21 protein-coding genes are annotated in these 17,585 nt (G+C 73.7%); 15 read left to right on the forward strand and 6 right to left on the reverse strand.

What is annotated here, in order from left to right; all coding sequences use genetic code 11:
• Window positions 1-17: 17 nt before the first annotated feature.
• Window positions 18-191: a hypothetical protein gene (locus ACE1OA_RS25710; RefSeq protein WP_187282634.1), complete on the reverse strand. Its 174-nt coding sequence runs from the start codon at window positions 189-191 to the stop codon at window positions 18-20.
• A gap of 235 nt (window positions 192-426) precedes the next feature.
• Here ACE1OA_RS25710 and ACE1OA_RS25715 point away from each other — a divergent pair, with 235 nt between their 5' ends.
• Genes ACE1OA_RS25715 through ACE1OA_RS25730 form a run of 4 tightly spaced genes read left to right on the forward strand, consistent with a single transcriptional unit; the run spans window position 427 to window position 4,236 of the window.
• Window positions 427-1,689 (forward strand): NYN domain-containing protein, encoded by a 1,263-nt coding sequence (locus ACE1OA_RS25715; RefSeq protein WP_356603331.1) that lies wholly within the window; start codon window positions 427-429, stop codon window positions 1,687-1,689.
• Between the two features lie 37 nt (window positions 1,690-1,726).
• The gene (locus ACE1OA_RS25720; RefSeq protein ID WP_356779866.1) at window positions 1,727-2,698 is read left to right on the forward strand and encodes an ABC transporter ATP-binding protein; all 972 of its coding nucleotides are present in this window, start codon (window positions 1,727-1,729) and stop codon (window positions 2,696-2,698) included.
• Between the two features lie 31 nt (window positions 2,699-2,729).
• Window positions 2,730-3,563 (forward strand): ABC transporter permease, encoded by an 834-nt coding sequence (locus tag ACE1OA_RS25725; protein WP_384870475.1) that lies wholly within the window; start codon window positions 2,730-2,732, stop codon window positions 3,561-3,563.
• Between the two features lie 34 nt (window positions 3,564-3,597).
• The gene (locus ACE1OA_RS25730; protein ID WP_356603333.1) at window positions 3,598-4,236 is read left to right on the forward strand and encodes a DUF2567 domain-containing protein; all 639 of its coding nucleotides are present in this window, start codon (window positions 3,598-3,600) and stop codon (window positions 4,234-4,236) included.
• 108 nt (window positions 4,237-4,344) lie between these two features.
• Here ACE1OA_RS25730 and ybaK read toward each other — a convergent pair whose 3' ends face one another.
• The 4 genes from ybaK to ACE1OA_RS25750 form a co-directional block, all read right to left on the reverse strand.
• Window positions 4,345-4,854, reverse strand: coding sequence for a Cys-tRNA(Pro) deacylase (gene ybaK, locus ACE1OA_RS25735; protein ID WP_356603335.1), 510 nt, complete (start codon window positions 4,852-4,854; stop codon window positions 4,345-4,347).
• 12 nt (window positions 4,855-4,866) lie between these two features.
• Window positions 4,867-5,604, reverse strand: coding sequence for an LON peptidase substrate-binding domain-containing protein (locus tag ACE1OA_RS25740; RefSeq protein WP_386542481.1), 738 nt, complete (start codon window positions 5,602-5,604; stop codon window positions 4,867-4,869).
• 5 nt (window positions 5,605-5,609) lie between these two features.
• Window positions 5,610-6,647, reverse strand: coding sequence for a hypothetical protein (locus ACE1OA_RS25745; protein WP_386542482.1), 1,038 nt, complete (start codon window positions 6,645-6,647; stop codon window positions 5,610-5,612).
• 138 nt (window positions 6,648-6,785) lie between these two features.
• Window positions 6,786-8,414, reverse strand: a complete 1,629-nt coding sequence (locus ACE1OA_RS25750) for an oxidoreductase (protein ID WP_356603341.1) — start codon at window positions 8,412-8,414, stop codon at window positions 6,786-6,788.
• Between the two features lie 174 nt (window positions 8,415-8,588).
• On the opposite strand from ACE1OA_RS25750, the gene hisD reads away from it, so the two are divergent.
• From hisD to ACE1OA_RS25800, 10 genes are all read left to right on the forward strand, one after another.
• Complete coding sequence (gene hisD, locus ACE1OA_RS25755) at window positions 8,589-9,914, forward strand: histidinol dehydrogenase (protein ID WP_356603343.1); 1,326 nt, start codon at window positions 8,589-8,591, stop codon at window positions 9,912-9,914.
• Window positions 9,911-11,044 (forward strand): histidinol-phosphate transaminase, encoded by a 1,134-nt coding sequence (locus tag ACE1OA_RS25760; RefSeq protein ID WP_356603345.1) that lies wholly within the window; start codon window positions 9,911-9,913, stop codon window positions 11,042-11,044. The genes hisD and ACE1OA_RS25760 overlap by 4 nt, the downstream gene beginning before the upstream one ends.
• The gene (gene hisB, locus ACE1OA_RS25765) at window positions 11,041-11,634 is read left to right on the forward strand and encodes an imidazoleglycerol-phosphate dehydratase HisB (protein ID WP_356603347.1); all 594 of its coding nucleotides are present in this window, start codon (window positions 11,041-11,043) and stop codon (window positions 11,632-11,634) included. The genes ACE1OA_RS25760 and hisB overlap by 4 nt, the downstream gene beginning before the upstream one ends.
• Window positions 11,635-11,638: 4 nt before the next feature.
• Window positions 11,639-11,806, forward strand: a complete 168-nt coding sequence (locus ACE1OA_RS25770) for a hypothetical protein (protein WP_356603349.1) — start codon at window positions 11,639-11,641, stop codon at window positions 11,804-11,806.
• A 5-nt stretch (window positions 11,807-11,811) separates the two neighbouring features.
• Entirely contained in the window at window positions 11,812-12,453 is a 642-nt protein-coding gene (hisH, locus tag ACE1OA_RS25775; RefSeq protein ID WP_432753454.1) for an imidazole glycerol phosphate synthase subunit HisH, read from the forward strand.
• Window positions 12,454-12,455: 2 nt separating this feature from the next.
• The gene (priA, locus tag ACE1OA_RS25780) at window positions 12,456-13,193 is read left to right on the forward strand and encodes a bifunctional 1-(5-phosphoribosyl)-5-((5-phosphoribosylamino)methylideneamino)imidazole-4-carboxamide isomerase/phosphoribosylanthranilate isomerase PriA (RefSeq protein WP_432753455.1); all 738 of its coding nucleotides are present in this window, start codon (window positions 12,456-12,458) and stop codon (window positions 13,191-13,193) included.
• Window positions 13,190-13,594, forward strand: a complete 405-nt coding sequence (locus ACE1OA_RS25785) for a RidA family protein (RefSeq protein WP_356603355.1) — start codon at window positions 13,190-13,192, stop codon at window positions 13,592-13,594. The genes priA and ACE1OA_RS25785 overlap by 4 nt, the downstream gene beginning before the upstream one ends.
• Window positions 13,591-14,346, forward strand: a complete 756-nt coding sequence (hisF, locus tag ACE1OA_RS25790; protein WP_147977570.1) for an imidazole glycerol phosphate synthase subunit HisF — start codon at window positions 13,591-13,593, stop codon at window positions 14,344-14,346. The genes ACE1OA_RS25785 and hisF overlap by 4 nt, the downstream gene beginning before the upstream one ends.
• 124 nt (window positions 14,347-14,470) lie before the next feature.
• Window positions 14,471-15,058, forward strand: coding sequence for an ArsR/SmtB family transcription factor (locus tag ACE1OA_RS25795; RefSeq protein WP_432753456.1), 588 nt, complete (start codon window positions 14,471-14,473; stop codon window positions 15,056-15,058).
• 4 nt (window positions 15,059-15,062) lie between these two features.
• Entirely contained in the window at window positions 15,063-16,310 is a 1,248-nt protein-coding gene (locus tag ACE1OA_RS25800; RefSeq protein ID WP_384870483.1) for an MFS transporter, read from the forward strand.
• A gap of 193 nt (window positions 16,311-16,503) precedes the next feature.
• Here ACE1OA_RS25800 and ACE1OA_RS25805 read toward each other — a convergent pair whose 3' ends face one another.
• On the reverse strand, window positions 16,504-17,139 hold the full coding sequence (locus ACE1OA_RS25805) for a TIGR03085 family metal-binding protein (protein WP_432753457.1): 636 nt from the start codon (window positions 17,137-17,139) through the stop codon (window positions 16,504-16,506).
• 84 nt (window positions 17,140-17,223) lie between these two features.
• Here ACE1OA_RS25805 and hisI point away from each other — a divergent pair, with 84 nt between their 5' ends.
• A complete protein-coding gene (hisI, locus tag ACE1OA_RS25810; RefSeq protein ID WP_147977566.1) occupies window positions 17,224-17,574 on the forward strand; it encodes a phosphoribosyl-AMP cyclohydrolase in 351 nt (116 codons plus the stop codon).
• Window positions 17,575-17,585 lie beyond the last annotated feature (11 nt).

Genomic DNA, 17,585 nt, shown 5'->3' on the forward strand with positions numbered 1-17,585 from the left:
CCGGTGCCTGCGGTCGATCAGTTGTGACCGAAGCGCTTCTGCCGCCCCTTGCGGGCCATGTCGCCCGGAGTCACCTGCGAGGCGCGCTGCTCCGCCTGCGACTCCATCGAGGACTGCTGCGCCTGCTGGGCGCCGCGCTCGGCCTGCGACTGCGGCTGCTGACTGCGGTTCTGCTTGCGATTCTTGGCCATGGTGATGCCTCCTCAAGGGGATCTCGGGGCCAGGGCCGCTGTCAGCCTCACATGCCGGGCAATACGCCGCATTTTGGATCATCACCGACAGTGAGCAGTCGGACGGGCCGTGCCGCCGCGTGACATCCGCCACGCCGATGATCGAGTTCCGGCCGTCAACGTCCCCACGGTCGGGCAGACTCGGAGCACTCCGAAGCACTCTTGATCCCGAGGTTCCCGAAAGAAGGTGGGACACGTGGACCGCTGCGTCGTTCTGGTGGACGCCGGCTATCTGCTGGGCGCCGCCGCGAGCCTCCTCGCCGGGGAACCGGCCCGCTCCAGGATCACCGTCGACCACGCCGCGCTCATCCAGGGGCTGCGCGAAGGGGCCGAGGCGGACACGGAGCAGCCCCTGCTGCGCATCTACTGGTTCGACGGCGCACCCGACCGGGTCCCGCAGCCCGAGCACCGCCGGCTGCGCGTGATGCCCCGGGTCACGGTCCGGCTCGGTGCGCTGACCCGCAGCGACGGCCGGTGGGCGCAGAAGGGCGTCGACGCGGCGATGCACGCCGAGCTCACCGAGCTGGCACGCAACCGCGCCTGCTCCGACGTGGTCCTGGTGACCGGCGACGGCGACCTGCTGCCCGGCCTGATGTCCGCCAAGGAACACGGCGTCGCCGTCCACCTCTGGGCCGTCCAGGCCGCCGACGGCGACTACAACCAGTCCGAGGACCTGGTCGCGGAGGCGGACGAGCGGCGCGTCCTCGACCGGGCGTGGATCACCCGCGCCATCCGCGCCAAGGACCTCACGGGACTGTGCGCCCCGCCGCCGGCCCCCCGCCCCGAGATCGCCGCGATCCTCTCCGCCCCGCTGCCCGAGTCGGCGCTCGCCGCCTCCGCCGAACGGGCCGCCGAGGCGCAGGCCGCGGCCGCCGCGGCCGGCCACCCGGCCCCGGACGCCGCCACGCCGGCGCCCGCGGCCGACGGCGCGGCGCCCGCGGTGCCCGCCCCGGCTCCCGGCCGGGGCGTGCCCACGCCCAAGGACCTCGCCGGGCTGCGCGGACCCGGCAGCCCGGCCGCCGTCCCGCCCGCCGGCGCCACCCTGCGCTGGTCCTCCGACAAGGGCTGGATCGAACGCCCCGGCAGTGCCCTGGGGGAGCCGCCCGAGACCGCGTCGCTGCCCACGCTCGCCCAGCTCACCAGCGCCGAGCAGCGCTGGGCCGACCGGGAGGAGGACATCACCACCGTCGGCGGCGACCCCTTCGAGGTCGGACAGGTGTTCGCCCGCCGGTGGATGGAGCGACTTCCCGAGCAGAGCCACGTCCAGAAGCTGGCCACCATGTACCCCCGCGTCCCGCACCGCATCGACGGCGAACTGCTCCGGTACGCGGCCAGGTTCGGCCTGCTCGCCCACAAGGACGACCAGATCGACGAGCACGACCGGTACGCGATCCGGGCCGGATTCTGGCGCGAGATCGATGTCCGGGCCGCCGCGGAGCACGCCCCCGCGGGGGATTAGGGCCGGGGACCCCGTAGGCTCATCCCTCGTGAGTACGGTGTGTGTGGTGCGGGATCTGGTCAAGACGTACCCCGCCACGCGCGGCAGGCGCGGGGTGCCCGCGACCCCCGAGGTCCGCGCCACGGACGGGATCAGCCTGGACGTCCGGGGCGGCGAGATCTTCGGCCTGCTCGGACCCAACGGCGCCGGCAAGTCCACTCTCGTGCGCCAGCTGACCGGCCTGATGCGCCCGGACTCCGGGACCGTCGAGCTGCTCGGCCACGACCTCGTACGCCATCCGGAGCGCGCCGCCCGGCTCCTGGCCTACCTCGGCCAGGAGTCCACCGCGCTCGACGAGCTGACCGTCGCGCTCGCCGCCGAGACCACCGGCCGGCTGCGCGGACTGTCCGCCAGGGACGCGCGGGCCGAGCGGGACGCCGTCCTGGACGAACTCGGCCTGAGCGGGCTCGCCGGGCGCCCCCTGAAGAAGCTCTCGGGCGGACAGCGGCGGCTCGCCTGCGTCGCCGCCGCCCTGATCGGCGCCCGGCCGGTACTGGTCCTCGACGAGCCCACCACCGGCATGGACCCGATCGCCCGGCGCGCCGTGTGGTCCGCGGTCGACCGGCGGCGCGCCGAGCACGGCACCACCGTCCTGCTGGTCACCCACAACGTGATCGAGGCCGAGACCGTGCTGGACCGGGTCGCCGTCCTCGAACGCGGCCGGGTCATCGCCTGCGACACGCCGGCCGGACTCAAGGAACGCGTCGCCGGCGAGGTCAGGGTCGACCTGGTGTGGCGCGAGCGCGCCCCGCTGGACGTGCCGGAGGTCGCCGCCCTGCGGACCTCCGCCCAGGAGTCCGGCAGGCGCTGGACCCTGCGGCTGGCCCCCGACGAGGCGCGGGCCGCCGTCGCCGCGGTGACCGGCGGCGCCGCGTTCGCCGCGCTCGACGACTTCACCCTGGCGACACCCAGCCTGGAGGACGTCTACCTGGCGCTCGGCGGCGCGACCGAGGGACTGGTGAAGGCGTGACGCACCCCGTGAACGTCAGGAGCTGTACGCAGTGAGTACCGTGCCCGCCGAGGCCCTGCCGACCGGCGCCCTCCCGGCCCGGGCGCCCCGCCCGGACGAGGAGGACGGCGCCGCGCCGCTCGCGCCGCGCGCCCGGCTGCTGCCGGCGCTCGCCGCGGTGTACCGCGCGCAGCTGTCGCGCGCCCGGGTCTCCCGCATCCCCCTGCTCTTCGTGGCGACGTTCCAGTCCATCGGGATCATGATCCTGATGCGGGGCGTCGTCGACGGCGGCTCGGAGGCCCGCGCCGTCGTGGCCGGCTCCGCCGTGCTCGTCGTCGCCTTCGTCGCGCTGAACCTGCTCGCCCAGTACTTCGGGCAGCTGCGGGCCGGCGGCGGCCTGGACCACTACGCGACGCTGCCGGTGCCGCCGGCGGCGGTGGTGCTCGGCGCGGCCGGGGCGTACGCCTCCTTCACCGTGCCGGGGACGGTCGTGACCGCGGTCGCCGGCTCCGTCCTCTTCGGGCTGCCGCTCGGGAACCTGTGGATCCTCGCGGCCGTCGTGCCGCTCGCCGGGGCCGCCCTCGCCGGGCTCGGCGCGGCGCTCGGCCTGCTCGCGCCCCGTCAGGAACTGGCCACGCTGCTGGGACAGCTCGGCATGTCCGCGGCCCTGCTGCTCGGCGTGCTGCCCGCCGAACGGCTGCCCGGGGTGGTCGGCTACGCGCGGGACCTGCTGCCGTCCACGTACGGCGTGGAGGCGCTCGCCCGCACCTTCGACCCGCATCCGGACTGGGCTGCGGTCGCTCTCGACCTCGCCGTCTGCGGGGCGGTCGGCGTGGTCTCGCTGGCCGTCGCCACCTGGGCCTACCGGCGGGCGGCGGTCCGCTGAGGCGGCCTCCCGGGGTACCTGGCACGATGGCGGGGTGACCGCACCTCTGACTCCGCCTCACCAGCCGCCCTCGAACGGCGCCGACGCCTCCTGGCCCGCCCCGTACCCTCCGCTGTCCGGGAAGGACGAGGTCCCGAGCACGGCGAAGGAGCTCCGGCAGGCCGCCGTCGTGGCCGCGGTCTCGACGGTCGCGGGCGTGGCGCTGGGCCTGCTGTGGCTGTGGCTCGCCCCCCGGGTGTCGCTGATCTCGGACGGCAAGGCGGTCTTCCTGCGCCACAGCGAAGGGGAGTCCGCGATCGGCGCGGACGGCACGTTCGTGCTCCTCGCCCTGGGCTTCGGCGCGGTCGCCGCGGGCCTCGTCTTCCTGTTCCACCGCTACGGCGGGGTGGCGCTGGTGCTCGCGCTGGCGGTCGGCGGCGTGCTGGGCTCGCTGCTGGGCTGGGGCGTCGGGACGTTCCTGGGACCGACGCACGACGTCGTCGCCCATGCCAAGTCGGTCGGCCCGAACGTCGTGTTCGACGCACCGCTGAAGCTGAAGATGTGGGGCGCCGCGATGCTGGCCTGGCCGCTCGCCGCGATGGTCGTCCACCTGGCGCTGACGGCGGTGCTGGGCCCGCGCGACCCGGAGCCCGAGTGGCCCGACGCGTCGACGCCCCCGCCGGCCCAGGGCTGACACCCGCTCGCGGCGGGGGCCGGGCCGCCCGCGCGCCCCGGCCCCCGCCCGTGGCGTGCCCGCACCGCCGTCCGCCGTGGCGTGGCCCCGGAGGTCGCGCGGGGCGGGTCAGCCGCGGCCGATGGGCGCCACCACCGCCGACGTGAGGGCGGTGAGCGCCGCCGGGGCGAGTTCCACCTCGAGACCGCGGCGGCCGGCCGAGACGCAGATCGTCTCGTGGCCGTCGGCCGACGCGTCGAGGACCGTGCGCAGGCGCTTGCGCTGGCCCAGCGGGGAGATGCCGCCGCGGACGTAGCCCGTGGTGCGCTCGGCCGCCGCGGGGTCCGCCATCGCGGCGCGCTTGCCGCCGACCGCCGAGGCGAGGGCCTTCAGGTCCAGCTGGCCGGCCACCGGCACCACTGCCACCGTCAGTTCCCCGTCCACGTCCGCGACCAGGGTCTTGAAGACCCGGTCGGGGGAGACGCCCAGCGCCTCGGCCGCCTCCTCGCCGTAGCTCGGGGAGGCCGGGTCGTGGTCGTAGGCGTGGAGCGTGAAGGGGGTGCCCGACGCCGCCAGGGCGACCGTCGCCGGTGTGCCGCCCCCGCCCTGGCCCGCCTGTTTCTTCTGCTTCTTCGCCATCGGACTCCTCGGTCAGTTCGGGCTCGTGGGCCCCGTCGTCAGGTCCACCGCCGGCAGCGACGGCAGGTGCCGCAGCACCGCCGTCTCGGCGCGCAGCAGCGTCAGCTCCTCGCGCAGCCGGGTCGCCGTGTCCGGGGCCTGGAGCAGCCGCTGCTTCGCCGGGGTGTCCAGCACCGCCGCCGCCGCCACCAGGTACGACACCACCGACGGCTCGTCCGGCAGGTCGCTCGTCGTCAGGGACCGCTCCCGGGCGCCCGCGAGGCGCTTCTGGTAGTTGCGGAACGCCCGAAGCACCCCCTCGGCGAGGGTGCCCGCCTCGTCGCCCTGCTCCTCCGGGATCTCCTCGACCTCGGCCACCAGGAAGGGCCCGCTCGAGTCCACGGACAGCAGCTTCACCCGGGTCGTGCCGGTCACCATCACCTCGAAGCTGCCGTCCTGGCGCTCCCGGATCGACGCCGCGTCGGCGACGCAGCCGACCCGGTGGAAGGCCTGGATCGGGTCGGGGCCGAAGCCCGCCGCGGGGCCCTTCTCGGGCTGGGCCGTCGGGTCCGGCAGGCCCGGCAGGGTCGGCGCGACCTCACGGCCGTCGCGGATCGCCACGACGGCGAAGCGCCGCGGCTCCGTCTCGTCGGTCTTGAGCAGCTCGCGCATCATGGCGCGATAACGCTCCTCGAAGACGTTCAAGGGCAGCACGAGGCCCGGGAACAGCACCGTGTTCAGCGGGAAGAGGGGGAGACGAGCGGTGGTCACAGCGGTCAAGCGTAATGGCCGTCGGCCCGGCCTCGACCGGCCCGTCCACGACGGACCGGACCGAGCGGGATCGTACGGGCCACTTCGAGCCGTACCCCGTCCCTCGCCTCCAGGAACCTGCCGAGCGGATCCTCGCTCACCAGCGTCCACGGGAAGGACGTCGCGTACGGGCCGATCCGCCGGAACTGCTCCAGCGCCTCCGCGTCGCGCCGGCGCCGCAGCAGGACGTAGACCAGCAGGTTGCGGACCTCCGCTGGCCACGGATCGGCGGTCGGGTACTCCGCGGACAGCGCGACGGCCCGGTCCGCCGCCGCGTCGATCCGGTCCTCCCGGACGTGTCCCGTCCCGGAGAGCAGCTGGGCGAAGGCCGCGCGCGCCGGCAGCGCCTGGATCAGCGAGCCCGGCAGCGCGTCCTCGGCCGCCTGCTCGGCGAAGTCGAAGCACTCGCGGTGCGAGCCGTACCACTGGGCCGAGAGGTACTTGAGCGCGGCGACGTGGCAGCCGTAGTGGTGCGGGGAGCGGCGTACGGCCTGTTCCCACAGCGACTCGAAGACCGTGTGGCTCGCGTGCGTGCCGCGGGCGTGGTCGAGGGCGATGCGCCACGGCACCGGGTCGCGGGGCGCGGCCTCCGCGGCGGCGTCGATCAGCGGCGCGAGCTCGCGCAGCCGCTCGGCGCGGGCCGGCGACTCCCAGGCCCGGCGGACCTCCAGCTGGGCCTTCACGAGGAGGGCGTCGGGGTCGCGGGGCGCGGTGGACAGCCAGTGGGCCAGCCAGGCGTCGCGGCTGTACGCGAAGGTGGCGAGCCGGGCCACGTAGCGGTCCCGGTTCTCCCACTCGGCGGCGTCCCGGGTGGTCGCGAGCAGCTTGGCCGCCGGCTCGGGATCCGCCAGGGCGGCGGCGACCAGAGCCGGGGCGAGCCGCTCGTCCGGCACGTCGAGCAGCACGTCGTCGTCCGGCGGCATCGCGGCGCTGAGCCGCGGTGCGTGCCGGACCATCCGGGCGGTGCCGATCAGGGCGCGGAGCATTGACATGGTGCGGACCATTGAAAACCGCAGGTGGAGACGGCGCCAGTGGGGGACTGTGAAGCTTTGGTGGCGGCGGGAAAGTTGTCCTGTCCGAGGTCAAGACACCGTAAAGAAAGAGGCGGGCTTCGACAGAACCCGCCCCCCTCTTCACTCACGCTACCCCCGACTCAGCAGCCTCGACGCTCCCGCCGCCACCGTGGTGGCCAGCACCCAGCCCAGCAGGATCAGTGCCGTCGAGGCCCACTGCCAGGCGCCTTCGAGCCGCCAGTAGCCGTCCTGACCGAGGTTGATCACCGGCAGCAGCAGATCCAGCGCGTAGAGCGTGGCGCTCCACCGGGGGGCCTCGCCGGCCTTCATCGGCTGGGGGTCGTAGTGCGAGAAGGCGACGGCGCCCGCCGCCCACAGCACGGCCATCCACAGCGCCGCCCGTCCCGGCCGGTAGCCGTACGCCACCGTCCAGTCCTGGAGGTACCCCCACAGCTTCCCCGCCACCGGCAGCGTCTCCCGGCGCCGGCGCTGCTTGGCCAGCAGCACCACCCGCGCGTCCGCGTCCTCGCCGCTGTTGCGCAGCACCGCCGCCAGCCGTTCGTACGGCTCCGGCGCGTACTCCGGGGTCGCCGCCGCCACCCATTCCAGGCGCCGCGCCAGCGGGAAGTGCCCGTACGGCACGAGGTTCTCGTAGACGAAACCGTTCATCGCGAGACCGCCCGGGCCCGGCCAGCTGGTCGACAGGTCGATCAGGGTCACGATCTTGGCGCCGTTCAGCACCACCCGTCCCTCCTCCGGGCGCTCCCCGTTGAACCGCAGCTCCGGAGTCACTATCCGGCGCAGCGACACCTCCTCGCGGTGCGCGCCGTTCAGCAGGAACCGCGCGTAGTGCAGGTCCACCGCGTCCCCGAACCGCCCGTCGTCCAGCCGCACCCCGCCATGGCACTCCACGGGCCTGCGCCGCGCCCCGCTCACCGGCGTGTAGCCGACGCCGTACGGGGGAGTGGCCATCGCCTGCCCGCCCGTGCCCCCGGCGGTACCGCCGCCGGCGCCCTCGTACACCCAGGCCGCGTTCAGGTAGAGCGAGCGCTCCACCGTCAGCTGCGGCGCGTTGAGCGCACGCCGCTGCTGCGCCCCGCGCAGCACGCTGCCGCGCAGGCTGAGCGAGACCCCGACCTTGGCCCCGCGCAGGCTCAGCTCCCCGTGCGTCTCGATCAGCTCCGCCTGGAGGTCCTGCGCCACCACCAGCCCGTCGGCGGTGATCGCCCGGCCGCGCCGGTCCGGCCAGACCCGGATCTGGTTGATCAGCAGGTCCGTGCCGATCTGGGCGTCGGTCAGCCGGATGCCCCGCTCCACCCGGCAGCGCGGCAGGTGCAGGTCGCCCTGGGTGTGCAGGCGCGCCGCCTCCAGCCGGGGTATCGCGCACTCGACCATCCGCACCGTCCCGAAGCGCGCCTCCGGGAGCACGATCTCGGCGTCGAAGCGGCAGCGGTTCAGCTCCACGTACGGGCCGACGGTCCCGCCCGCGAGGTTGAGCACCCCGGTGATCCGCACCCCGCGCAGCTTCAGCGCCGCGACACGCCCGGACCGCGCCGGCGGGCCGTCGAGCAGCAGCAGCGCCACCACGTCGGCGCGGACGCTGCGCCCGGGCCCCCACACGTGTCGCCCGAACGGGTCGTCCCGCTCCGCGTCCCCCTCGCTCAGGTCGCAGGTCCTGCCGATCCTGAAGCCCCGCCACATCGCCTGCTCCGGCCCGGTGAGACCGTCCGGCATTCCGTCCTCGTGCGGCTCGGTCACTGCCGCCCCCTCGCTTTCCACGAACCCGCTTCCCTGGATTCGTACAGCCGTTCTTCCCGCTGAGTGACGGACTGAACGCTAACGGTCAGCTGTGGCGACAAGACGCCACTGTGGCTCGTATCAGCCAGTGATACGGCCGTCCGGCGCTTGTGGGGCGTCTGCGAGAATTGACCCGTGATCTCTCGTATCGACCTGCGCGGCGACGCCCTCCCCGAGGGTGGCGCACTGCGCGACCTGCTGCCCCGTGCCGAGTTCGACGTGGAAGCCGCCCTGGAGAAGGTGCGGCCCATCTGCGAGGACGTCCATCATCGTGGCGACGCGGCGCTGGTCGAGTACGCGAAGAGGTTCGACCAGGTGGAGCTCACGCACGTGCGCGTGCCGGCCGAGGCCCTCGCCGAGGCCCTGGAGCAGCTCGACCCCGCCGTCCGGGCGGCCCTGGAGGAGTCCATCCGGCGCACCCGGATCGTCCACCGCGCCCAGCGCCGCACGTCGCACACCACCCAGGTCGTGCCCGGCGGCACGGTCACCGAGAAGTGGGTCCCGGTCCGGCGCGTGGGCCTCTACGCCCCCGGCGGCCGGTCCGTCTACCCCTCGTCCGTGATCATGAACGCCGTCCCGGCGCAGGAGGCCGGCGTCGAGTCCGTCGCGCTCGCCTCCCCGCCGCAGGCCGAGTTCGGCGGCCTGCCCCACCCGACGATCCTCGCCGCGTGCGCGCTGCTCGGGGTCGACGAGGTGTACGCCGCGGGCGGCGCCCAGGCCGTCGCGATGTTCGCCCACGGCACCGAGTCGTGCGCCCCGGCCAACATGGTGACCGGGCCGGGCAACATCTGGGTGGCCGCGGCCAAGCGGTACTTCACCGGCCGCATCGGCATCGACGCCGAGGCCGGACCGACCGAGATCGCGGTCCTCGCGGACTCCACCGCCGACCCCGTGCACGTCGCCGCCGACCTGATCAGCCAGGCCGAGCACGACCCGATGGCCGCCGCCGTCCTGGTCACCGACTCCGAGGAGCTGGCCTCCGCCGTCGAGGCGGAGCTCAAGACCCAGGTCGCCGCCACCAAGCACGTCGACGACCGGATCGTCCCGGCACTCGCCGGCCGCCAGTCCGCGATCGTCCTCGTCCGCGACCTGGAGGACGGCCTCAAGGTCGTCGACGCGTACGGCGCCGAGCACCTGGAGATCCAGACCGCCGACGCCGCCGCCCTGGCCGACCGCGTCCGCAACGCCGGCGCGATCTTCATCGGCCCCTGGGCCCCCGTCTCCCTCGGGGACTACTGCGCCGGCTCCAACCACGTCCTGCCCACCGGCGGCTGCGCCTGCCACTCCTCGGGCCTGTCCGTGCAGTCCTTCCTGCGCGGCATCCACGTCGTGGACTACACCCGGGACGCCCTGGCCGAGGTCACCCACCACGTCGTGACCCTGGCGGAGGCCGAGGACCTGCCGGCCCACGGCGCGGCCCTCAAGGCCCGGTTCGGATGGAAGGTGCCCGAGAACAAGTGACCGACCAGCAGCAGACCGTCGGCATCGACGATCTCCCCATCCGAGACGAGCTGCGCGGCAAGTCCCCGTACGGCGCGCCGCAGCTCGACGTCCCCGTCCAGCTGAACACCAACGAGAACCCCTACCCGCTGCCCGAGCCCCTGGTGGCGCGGATCGCGGAGCGGGTCGCCGAGGCCGCCCGCGGCCTCAACCGCTACCCCGACCGGGACGCGGTCGAGCTCCGCACCGAGCTGGCCCGCTACCTCACCCGCACGGGCGGCCACCCGGTCGCCGTCGGCAACGTCTGGGCGGCCAACGGCTCCAACGAGGTCCTCCAGCAGCTGCTGCAGACCTTCGGCGGCCCCGGCCGCACGGCCATCGGCTTCGAGCCCTCGTACTCGATGCACGCGCTCATCGCGCGCGGCACCGGCACCGGCTGGATCTCCGGCCCGCGCCGCGAGGACTTCACCATCGACGTCGACGCCGCCGAGCGGGCGATCGCCGAGCACCGCCCGGACGTCGTCTTCATCACCTCCCCCAACAACCCCACCGGCACCGCCGTCGAGGCCGGGACCGTCCTCGCGCTGTACGAGGCGGCCCAGGCCGCCCGGCCCTCGCTGGTCGTCGTCGACGAGGCGTACGTGGAGTTCAGCCACCGCGACTCGCTGCTGCCCCTCATCGAGGGCCGGCCGAACCTCGTCGTCTCCCGGACCATGTCCAAGGCGTTCGGCGCCGCCGGACTGCGCCTGGGCTACCTCGCCGCCCACCCCGCCGTGGTCGACGCCGTCCAGCTGGTCCGCCTGCCGTACCACCTGTCGGCCGTCACCCAGGCCACGGCGCTGGCCGCCCTGGAGCACACCGACACCCTGCTCGGCTACGTCGAGCAGCTCAAGGCCGAGCGCGACCGCCTGGTCGACGAGCTGCGCGCCATCGGCTACGAGGTCACCGAGTCCGACGCCAACTTCGTCCAGTTCGGGCACTTCGGCGGAGCCGAGGGCTCCCACGAGGCCTGGCGGAAGATCCTCGACCGGGGCGTCCTGGTCCGGGACAACGGCGTACCGGGCTGGCTGCGGGTCACCGCCGGCACCCCGGAAGAGAACGACGCGTTCCTCGATGCGGTTCGCGCACTGAAGAAGGAGCAGAGCTCATGAGCCGCGTAGGACGGGTCGAGCGCACCACCAAGGAGACCTCCGTCGTCGTCGAGATCGACCTGGACGGCACGGGCAAGGTCGACGTCGCCACCGGCGTCGGCTTCTACGACCACATGCTCGATCAGCTCGGCCGCCACGGTCTGTTCGACCTCACCGTGAAGACCGACGGCGACCTGCACATCGACTCGCACCACACCATCGAGGACACCGCCCTCGCGCTGGGCGCCGCCTTCAAGCAGGCCCTCGGCGACAAGGTCGGCATCTACCGCTTCGGCAACTGCACCGTCCCGCTGGACGAGTCGCTGGCCCAGGTGACCGTCGACCTGTCCGGCCGCCCCTACCTGGTGCACACCGAGCCCGAGAACATGGCGCCGATGATCGGCTCCTACGACACGACGATGACCCGGCACATCTTCGAGTCCTTCGTCGCCCAGGCCCAGATCGCGCTGCACATCCACGTGCCGTACGGGCGCAACGCCCACCACATCGTGGAGTGCCAGTTCAAGGCCTTCGCCCGGGCCCTGCGCTACGCGTCCGAGCGCGACCCCCGCGCCGCCGGCATCCTTCCCTCCACGAAGGGCGCCCTGTAACCCCATGACCGGCCTCTCCACCATCCTCATCGTCGTCGGTCTCTTCCTCGCCGGCGGTGTGTACTCCTTCTCCAAGCAGGGACTGCCCAAGGGCGTGATCGCCGTCCTCGCCATCGCCTCCGTGATGTGCCTGGCCGCGGGCGTCCTGCGGATCCAGGGAATCTGGGAATGAGCGGAATGAGCACTTCGAAGAAGGTCGTGGTCTTCGACTACGGCTTCGGCAACGTCCGGTCCGCCGAACGCGCCCTCGCCCACGTCGGCGCCGACGTGGAGATCACCCGCGACTACGACCGTGCCATTAACGCCGACGGGCTGCTCGTCCCCGGTGTCGGCGCCTTCTCCGCCTGCATGCAGGGTCTGAAGGAGGCGCGTGGCGACTGGATCATCGGCCGCCGGCTCTCCGGCGGGCGCCCCGTCATGGGCATCTGCGTCGGCATGCAGATCCTCTTCGCCAACGGCATCGAGCACGGCGTGGAGACCGAGGGCCTCGACGAGTGGCCCGGCACCGTCGAGCCGCTGAAGGCGCCGATCGTGCCCCACATGGGCTGGAACACGGTCGACGCGCCCGAGGGCAGCGAGCTGTTCGCGGGCCTCGGCGCCGACGCCCGGTTCTACTTCGTGCACTCCTACGCGGTGCGCGAGTGGACCCTGGAGGTCGGCAACGCCAACATCCGTGCCCCCAAGGTCACCTGGGCCACCCACGGCGAACCCTTCGTCGCCGCCGTCGAGAACGGCGCCCTGTGGGCCACCCAGTTCCACCCCGAGAAGTCCGGCGACGCCGGAGCCCAGCTCCTCACCAACTGGATCGAGACCCTCTGATCATGGCTCAGAAGCTTGAACTCCTCCCCGCCGTCGACGTCCGCGACGGCCAGGCCGTCCGCCTGGTGCACGGCGAGTCCGGCACGGAGACCTCCTACGGTTCCCCGCTGGAGGCCGCCCTCGCGTGGCAGAACTCCGGCGCCGAGTGGCTGCACCTGGTCGACCTCGACGCCGCCTTCGGCACCGGCGACAACCGGGCGCTGATCGCCGAGGTCGCCGGGGCCATGGACATCAAGGTCGAGCTGTCCGGCGGCATCCGCGACGACGCCTCGCTCGCCGCCGCCCTCGCCACCGGCTGCACCCGCGTCAACCTGGGCACCGCGGCCCTGGAGGCCCCCGAGTGGGTCGCCAAGGTCATCGCCGAGCACGGCGACAAGATCGCGGTCGGCCTCGACGTCCGCGGCACCACACTGCGCGGCCGGGGCTGGACCCGTGACGGCGGCGACCTCTACGAGACGCTGGCCCGCCTCGACTCCGAGGGCTGCGCGCGGTACGTCGTCACCGACATCGCCAAGGACGGCACCCTCCAGGGCCCCAACCTGGAACTGCTGCGCAACGTCTGCGCCGCCACCGACAAGCCCGTCGTCGCCTCCGGCGGCGTGTCCTCCCTGGACGACCTGCGGGCCATCTCCGGGCTGGTCCCGGAGGGCGTCGAGGGTGCCATCGTCGGCAAGGCGCTCTACGCCAAGGCCTTCACCCTTGAGGAGGCCCTCGCGGCCGTCGCGGCGGTGGCCTCGTGACCTCCGAGGTCCGCAGGGTGAGCACCGGCGCCCCCTGGGAGGAGCAGTTCGGCTACTCCCGCGCGGTGGAGCTGCCCGGTGGCCTGGTGCTGGTCGCCGGCTGCACCTCGGTGGTCGACGGCCAGATCGCCGACGGCGGCCCGTACGACCAGGCGGTCAACTCCTTCAACGTGGCCTTCGCGGCCCTGGGGAAGCTCGGCCTGGGCGCGGAGCACGTCGTGCGGACCCGGATGTACATCACGCACGCCCGGGACGTGGAGGAGGTCGGCCGCGCCCACAAGGAGCTGTTCGACGCCGTCCGCCCGGCCGCGTCGATGATCATCGTCTCGGGCTTCGTGGACCCGCGGCTGGTCGTCGAGGTCGAGGTGGAGGCGTACCGGCCCGAGGGGGAGGGCGCATGACCCTCGCGGTACGGGTGATCCCCTGCCTGGACGTGGACAACGGCCGGGTGGTCAAGGGGGTCAACTTCCAGAACCTGCGCGACGCCGGAGACCCCGTCGAGATGGCGAAGCTGTACGACGCCGAGGGCGCCGACGAGCTGACCTTCCTGGACATCACGGCCTCCTCGGGCAACCGGGAGACGACCTACGACGTGGTGCGCCGCACCGCCGAGCAGGTCTTCATCCCGCTCACCGTGGGCGGCGGCGTGCGCACCGCCGAGGACGTCGACAAGCTGCTGCGCGCCGGCGCGGACAAGGTCGGGGTGAACACCGCGGCCATCGCCCGGCCGGAGCTGATCCGGGAGATCGCGGAGCGTTTCGGCCGTCAGGTCCTGGTGCTCTCCGTCGACGCCCGGCGCACCCCGGCGGGCACCTTCGAGGTGACCACGCACGGCGGCCGGCGCGGCACCGGCATCGACGCCGTCGAGTGGGCGCACCGCGCCGCCGAGCTGGGCGCGGGCGAGATCCTGCTCAACTCGATGGACGCGGACGGCACCAAGGACGGGTACGACACCGAGATGATCGCGGCCGTGCGCACGCACGTGACCGTGCCGGTGATCGCGAGCGGCGGCGCCGGCCGGCTCGCCGACTTCCCGCCGGCCATCGAGGCGGGCGCGGACGCGGTCCTGGCCGCGTCGGTGTTCCACTTCGGCGATCTGCGGATCGCGCAGGTCAAGGACGCGCTGCGGGAGGCGGGCCACCCGGTCCGCTGAGCCGCCTGCTCTGAGCCGTCGTCAGGAAGGGCCCCTCCGGGGGCCCTTCTTCTTGGCCAGAAGCGCAGGGTAATTTGCGCAATATCTGTTGCGCAATATTTCTTTCGCATCTACGGTCAGGGACATGCCCACTTCCGACAACCGCCGGATCAGCGACCTCGGCACCCTCAAGGCCATCGCCCACCCCCTGCGCATGCGCCTCTACCGGGCGCTGTTCGTCGCCCGCACCGCCACCGCCTCGCAGCTCGCCGACCAGGTCGACGAGGCGGTCTCCCTCGTCAGCTACCACCTGCGCAAGCTGGCCGACCACGGCCTCATCGAGGAGGCCGAGACCCAGTCCGCGGACGGCCGGGAGCGGTGGTGGCAGCCCAGCTCGTACGGCTTCAGCATCCACGACGAGGACGTCCGCGACGCCCCCGAACTCGCCGCCGCGAGCGCCGCCTTCGGCCGCACCGTGCACGAGCAGCGGGCCCGGATATACCACCGCTTCCTCGATGAGCGGCACACCTGGCCCGGCGAGTGGCGCTCCGCCTCCGTCAGCTCGGAGTGGCTGCCCCGCCTCACCGCCGCCGAACTCGCCGCACTCGGCGCGGAGCTGGACGCGGTCGTGAAGAAGTACGACCAGCGGGCCCGCGACGCAGAGGCCGCCGGCGACACCGAGGGGCGCGAGAACGTCGCCGTCCACCTCCACGGCTTCCCCTACCGAGGATGACCCGTTGACCACGACCACGGCTGCCGTCCCCGCCGCCCCGCCGGCCCACCGCGATCGCGGCGTCCTGCGATGGGTCGGGGCCTACACCGCCTCCACCCTCGGCGACAGCGTCTACCACCTCGCCCTGTCCTGGGCCGCCGTCCGAGGCGGCAGCCCGGGTGAGGCCGGTCTCGTCATGGCCGTCGCCGCCGTCCCCCGCGCCGTCCTCATGCTCGGCGGGGGAGTGATCGCCGACCGCTTCGGCCCGCGCCGGGTCGTCATCGCCTCCGACACCGTCCGCTGCCTCGTCGTCCTCGGCGTCGCCGCCTCCCTGCTCGTCGCCTCGCCCGCCCTCTGGGTGCTCGCCGCCGTCGCCCTCGTCTTCGGCACCGTCGACGCCGTCTTCCTGCCGGCCGTCGGGGCGCTGCCGCCCCGGATCGCCGCCCGCGACCAGCTCGCCCGCGTCCAGGGCATGCGCGGCCTCGCCTACCGCGTCGGCGCGGTCCTCGGCGGCCCGCTCGGCGGCCTCGCCGTCGCCCTCGGCGGAACGGCGGCCGCCTTCGGTGTGGCGGGGCTGCTCTTCGCCGCCTCCCTGCCGCTGCTGCTCGGCCTGAAGCTGCGCCCGCTCCCCGAGGAGCCCGCCACCCGGTCGGGCACCGCCCTGCGCGACCTCTCCGACGGCCTGCGCTATCTGCGGGGCCACGCCGTCCTCGGCCCGCTGATGATCGTCGTCGCCCTCAGCGACCTGGGCTTCGTCGGCCCGCTCAACCTCGGGCTCGCCCTGCTCTCCGAGGCACGGGGCTGGGGCGCCGCCGGCATCGGCTGGATCCTGGCCGGCTTCGGTACCGGCGCGAGCGCCGCCTCCCTGCTGCTGGCCGTCAGGGGCCGCGTGCCCCGCGCCGGCGCCGTCCTCGGCTTGACCATCGCCCTGGGCGCCGGGTCCATCGCCGCGCTCGCCCAGGTGCCCCGGCTCCCGGTGGCCGTCGCCGTGGCGCTCTCGATCGGCCTGCTCGCCGGCCTCTCCGGCGCCCTGTGCGGAGCCCTCATCCAGACCGAGTGCGACCCCGCCTACCTCGGACGGGTGACCGCGGTCTCCAGCTTCTTCAGCCTCGGACTCGCCCCGCTGAGCTTCCCGCTCACCGGCGCGGCGGTGAGCCTGTGGGGACTCGGGCCGGTCTTCACCGTCAGCGCCGCGTTCTGCGCGCTGGGCGGGGTGTTCGGGCTGCTCGTCCCGGCCCTGCGCCGCGCGGAACTGCCCCGCGCGGCGGCCTGAGCCGTGCGGGGCGCGGGCGACACGCCCCCTAGGTCCTGTCCGGGCGATCTTCTCGGGCCCGCGACGACGGCTGCGGCGTCTCGCGGCGTTGTCGGAGTCGCCCGAGTGCGCCCAGTACGAGGGCGATCCTCCGCCTTGCGATACACCACATCCGACGCCGCGGGCCGATCCTCGAAGATCGCCAGGACAGGACCTAGATGCCCAGCTGCTTCGCCTGGTGGAGCCGCTCGATCGCGTCCGGCTCGCCCTCCAGGTCCACCTTCGCCGTGTCCTGCCGTCCGAAGAGGAACATCGTCAGCTCGCCGGGCTCCCCGGAGACCGTCACCACCGGGGTGCCGCGGTGCGCCACCGCCGTCTGGCCGTTCGGACGGCGCAGCACCAGCCCCACCGGCGCCTTGCGGCCCAGCAGCCGGGCGCTCTTCTCCAGGCGGGACCACAGCGCGTCCGAGAAGACCGGGTCGAGCTCGCGCGGCGACCAGTCGGGCTGGGCCCGGCGGACGTCCTCGGCGTGCACGTAGAACTCCACCGTGTTCGCGCCCTCGTCCACCTGCTTGATGGTGAACGGGGACATCCGCGGCGGACCCGTTCGGATGAGCCTGATCAGCTCCTCGTACGGCTTGCCGGCGAACTCGGCCTGCACCCGGTCGAGGCGCGCCTTCAGCGGCGGCACGACCGAGCCCGCCGCCGCGTCCGGACGACGCTCGCGCACCACCACGTGGGCGGCGAGGTCCCGGGTCAGCCAGCCCTCGCAGAGCGTCGGTGCGTCGGGCCCGGCCGCCTCCAACAGGTCGGCGAGCAGAAGTCGTTCACGCTTGGCATGGGTCGACATGCACGCCAGCGTACGGCGGTACGGCCCGGTCCGCCCAGTGGACGCCCTGCCGGGAACACCGCACCCTCACGGCACAATGGCCGCATGAGCAGCAATCTCGACCCGGCCATCGCCGCCCGCCTCAAGCGCAGCCCGGACGGACTCGTGCCGGCCATCGCCCAGCAGTACGACACCGGCGAGGTGCTGATGCTCGGCTGGATGGACGACGAGGCCCTGCACCGGACCCTCACCACCGGCCGCTGCACCTACTGGTCCCGCAGCCGCCGGGAGTACTGGGTCAAGGGTGACACCTCCGGTCACGTCCAGCACGTCAAGTCCGTCGCCCTCGACTGCGACGCCGACACGGTGCTGGTGAAGGTCGACCAGGTCGGGGCCGCCTGCCACACCGGGGCCCGCACCTGCTTCGACGCCGACGTGCTCCCGCTCTCCCAGTAAGGTCAGCCGCC

Source organism: Streptomyces sp. JL2001 (assembly GCF_050917515.1).
Lineage (GTDB): Bacteria > Actinomycetota > Actinomycetes > Streptomycetales > Streptomycetaceae > Streptomyces.

Bases quoted from the DNA above. Each gene is read 5' to 3' on its own strand.
- ACE1OA_RS25710 (WP_187282634.1), bottom strand. From the start codon at position 191: ATGGCCAAGAATCGCAAGCAGAACCGCAGTCAGCAGCCGCAGTCGCAG.
- ybaK (WP_356603335.1), bottom strand. From the start codon at position 4,854: ATGGCGAAGAAGCAGAAGAAACAGGCGGGCCAGGGCGGGGGCGGCACA.
- ACE1OA_RS25745 (WP_386542482.1), bottom strand. From the start codon at position 6,647: ATGGTCCGCACCATGTCAATGCTCCGCGCCCTGATCGGCACCGCCCGG.
- hisB (WP_356603347.1), top strand. From the start codon at position 11,041: ATGAGCCGCGTAGGACGGGTCGAGCGCACCACCAAGGAGACCTCCGTC.
- ACE1OA_RS25770 (WP_356603349.1), top strand. From the start codon at position 11,639: ATGACCGGCCTCTCCACCATCCTCATCGTCGTCGGTCTCTTCCTCGCC.
- hisH (WP_432753454.1), top strand. From the start codon at position 11,812: ATGAGCACTTCGAAGAAGGTCGTGGTCTTCGACTACGGCTTCGGCAAC.
- priA (WP_432753455.1), top strand. From the start codon at position 12,456: ATGGCTCAGAAGCTTGAACTCCTCCCCGCCGTCGACGTCCGCGACGGC.
- hisF (WP_147977570.1), top strand. From the start codon at position 13,591: ATGACCCTCGCGGTACGGGTGATCCCCTGCCTGGACGTGGACAACGGC.
- ACE1OA_RS25795 (WP_432753456.1), top strand. From the start codon at position 14,471: ATGCCCACTTCCGACAACCGCCGGATCAGCGACCTCGGCACCCTCAAG.
- ACE1OA_RS25805 (WP_432753457.1), bottom strand. From the start codon at position 17,139: ATGTCGACCCATGCCAAGCGTGAACGACTTCTGCTCGCCGACCTGTTG.
- hisI (WP_147977566.1), top strand. From the start codon at position 17,224: ATGAGCAGCAATCTCGACCCGGCCATCGCCGCCCGCCTCAAGCGCAGC.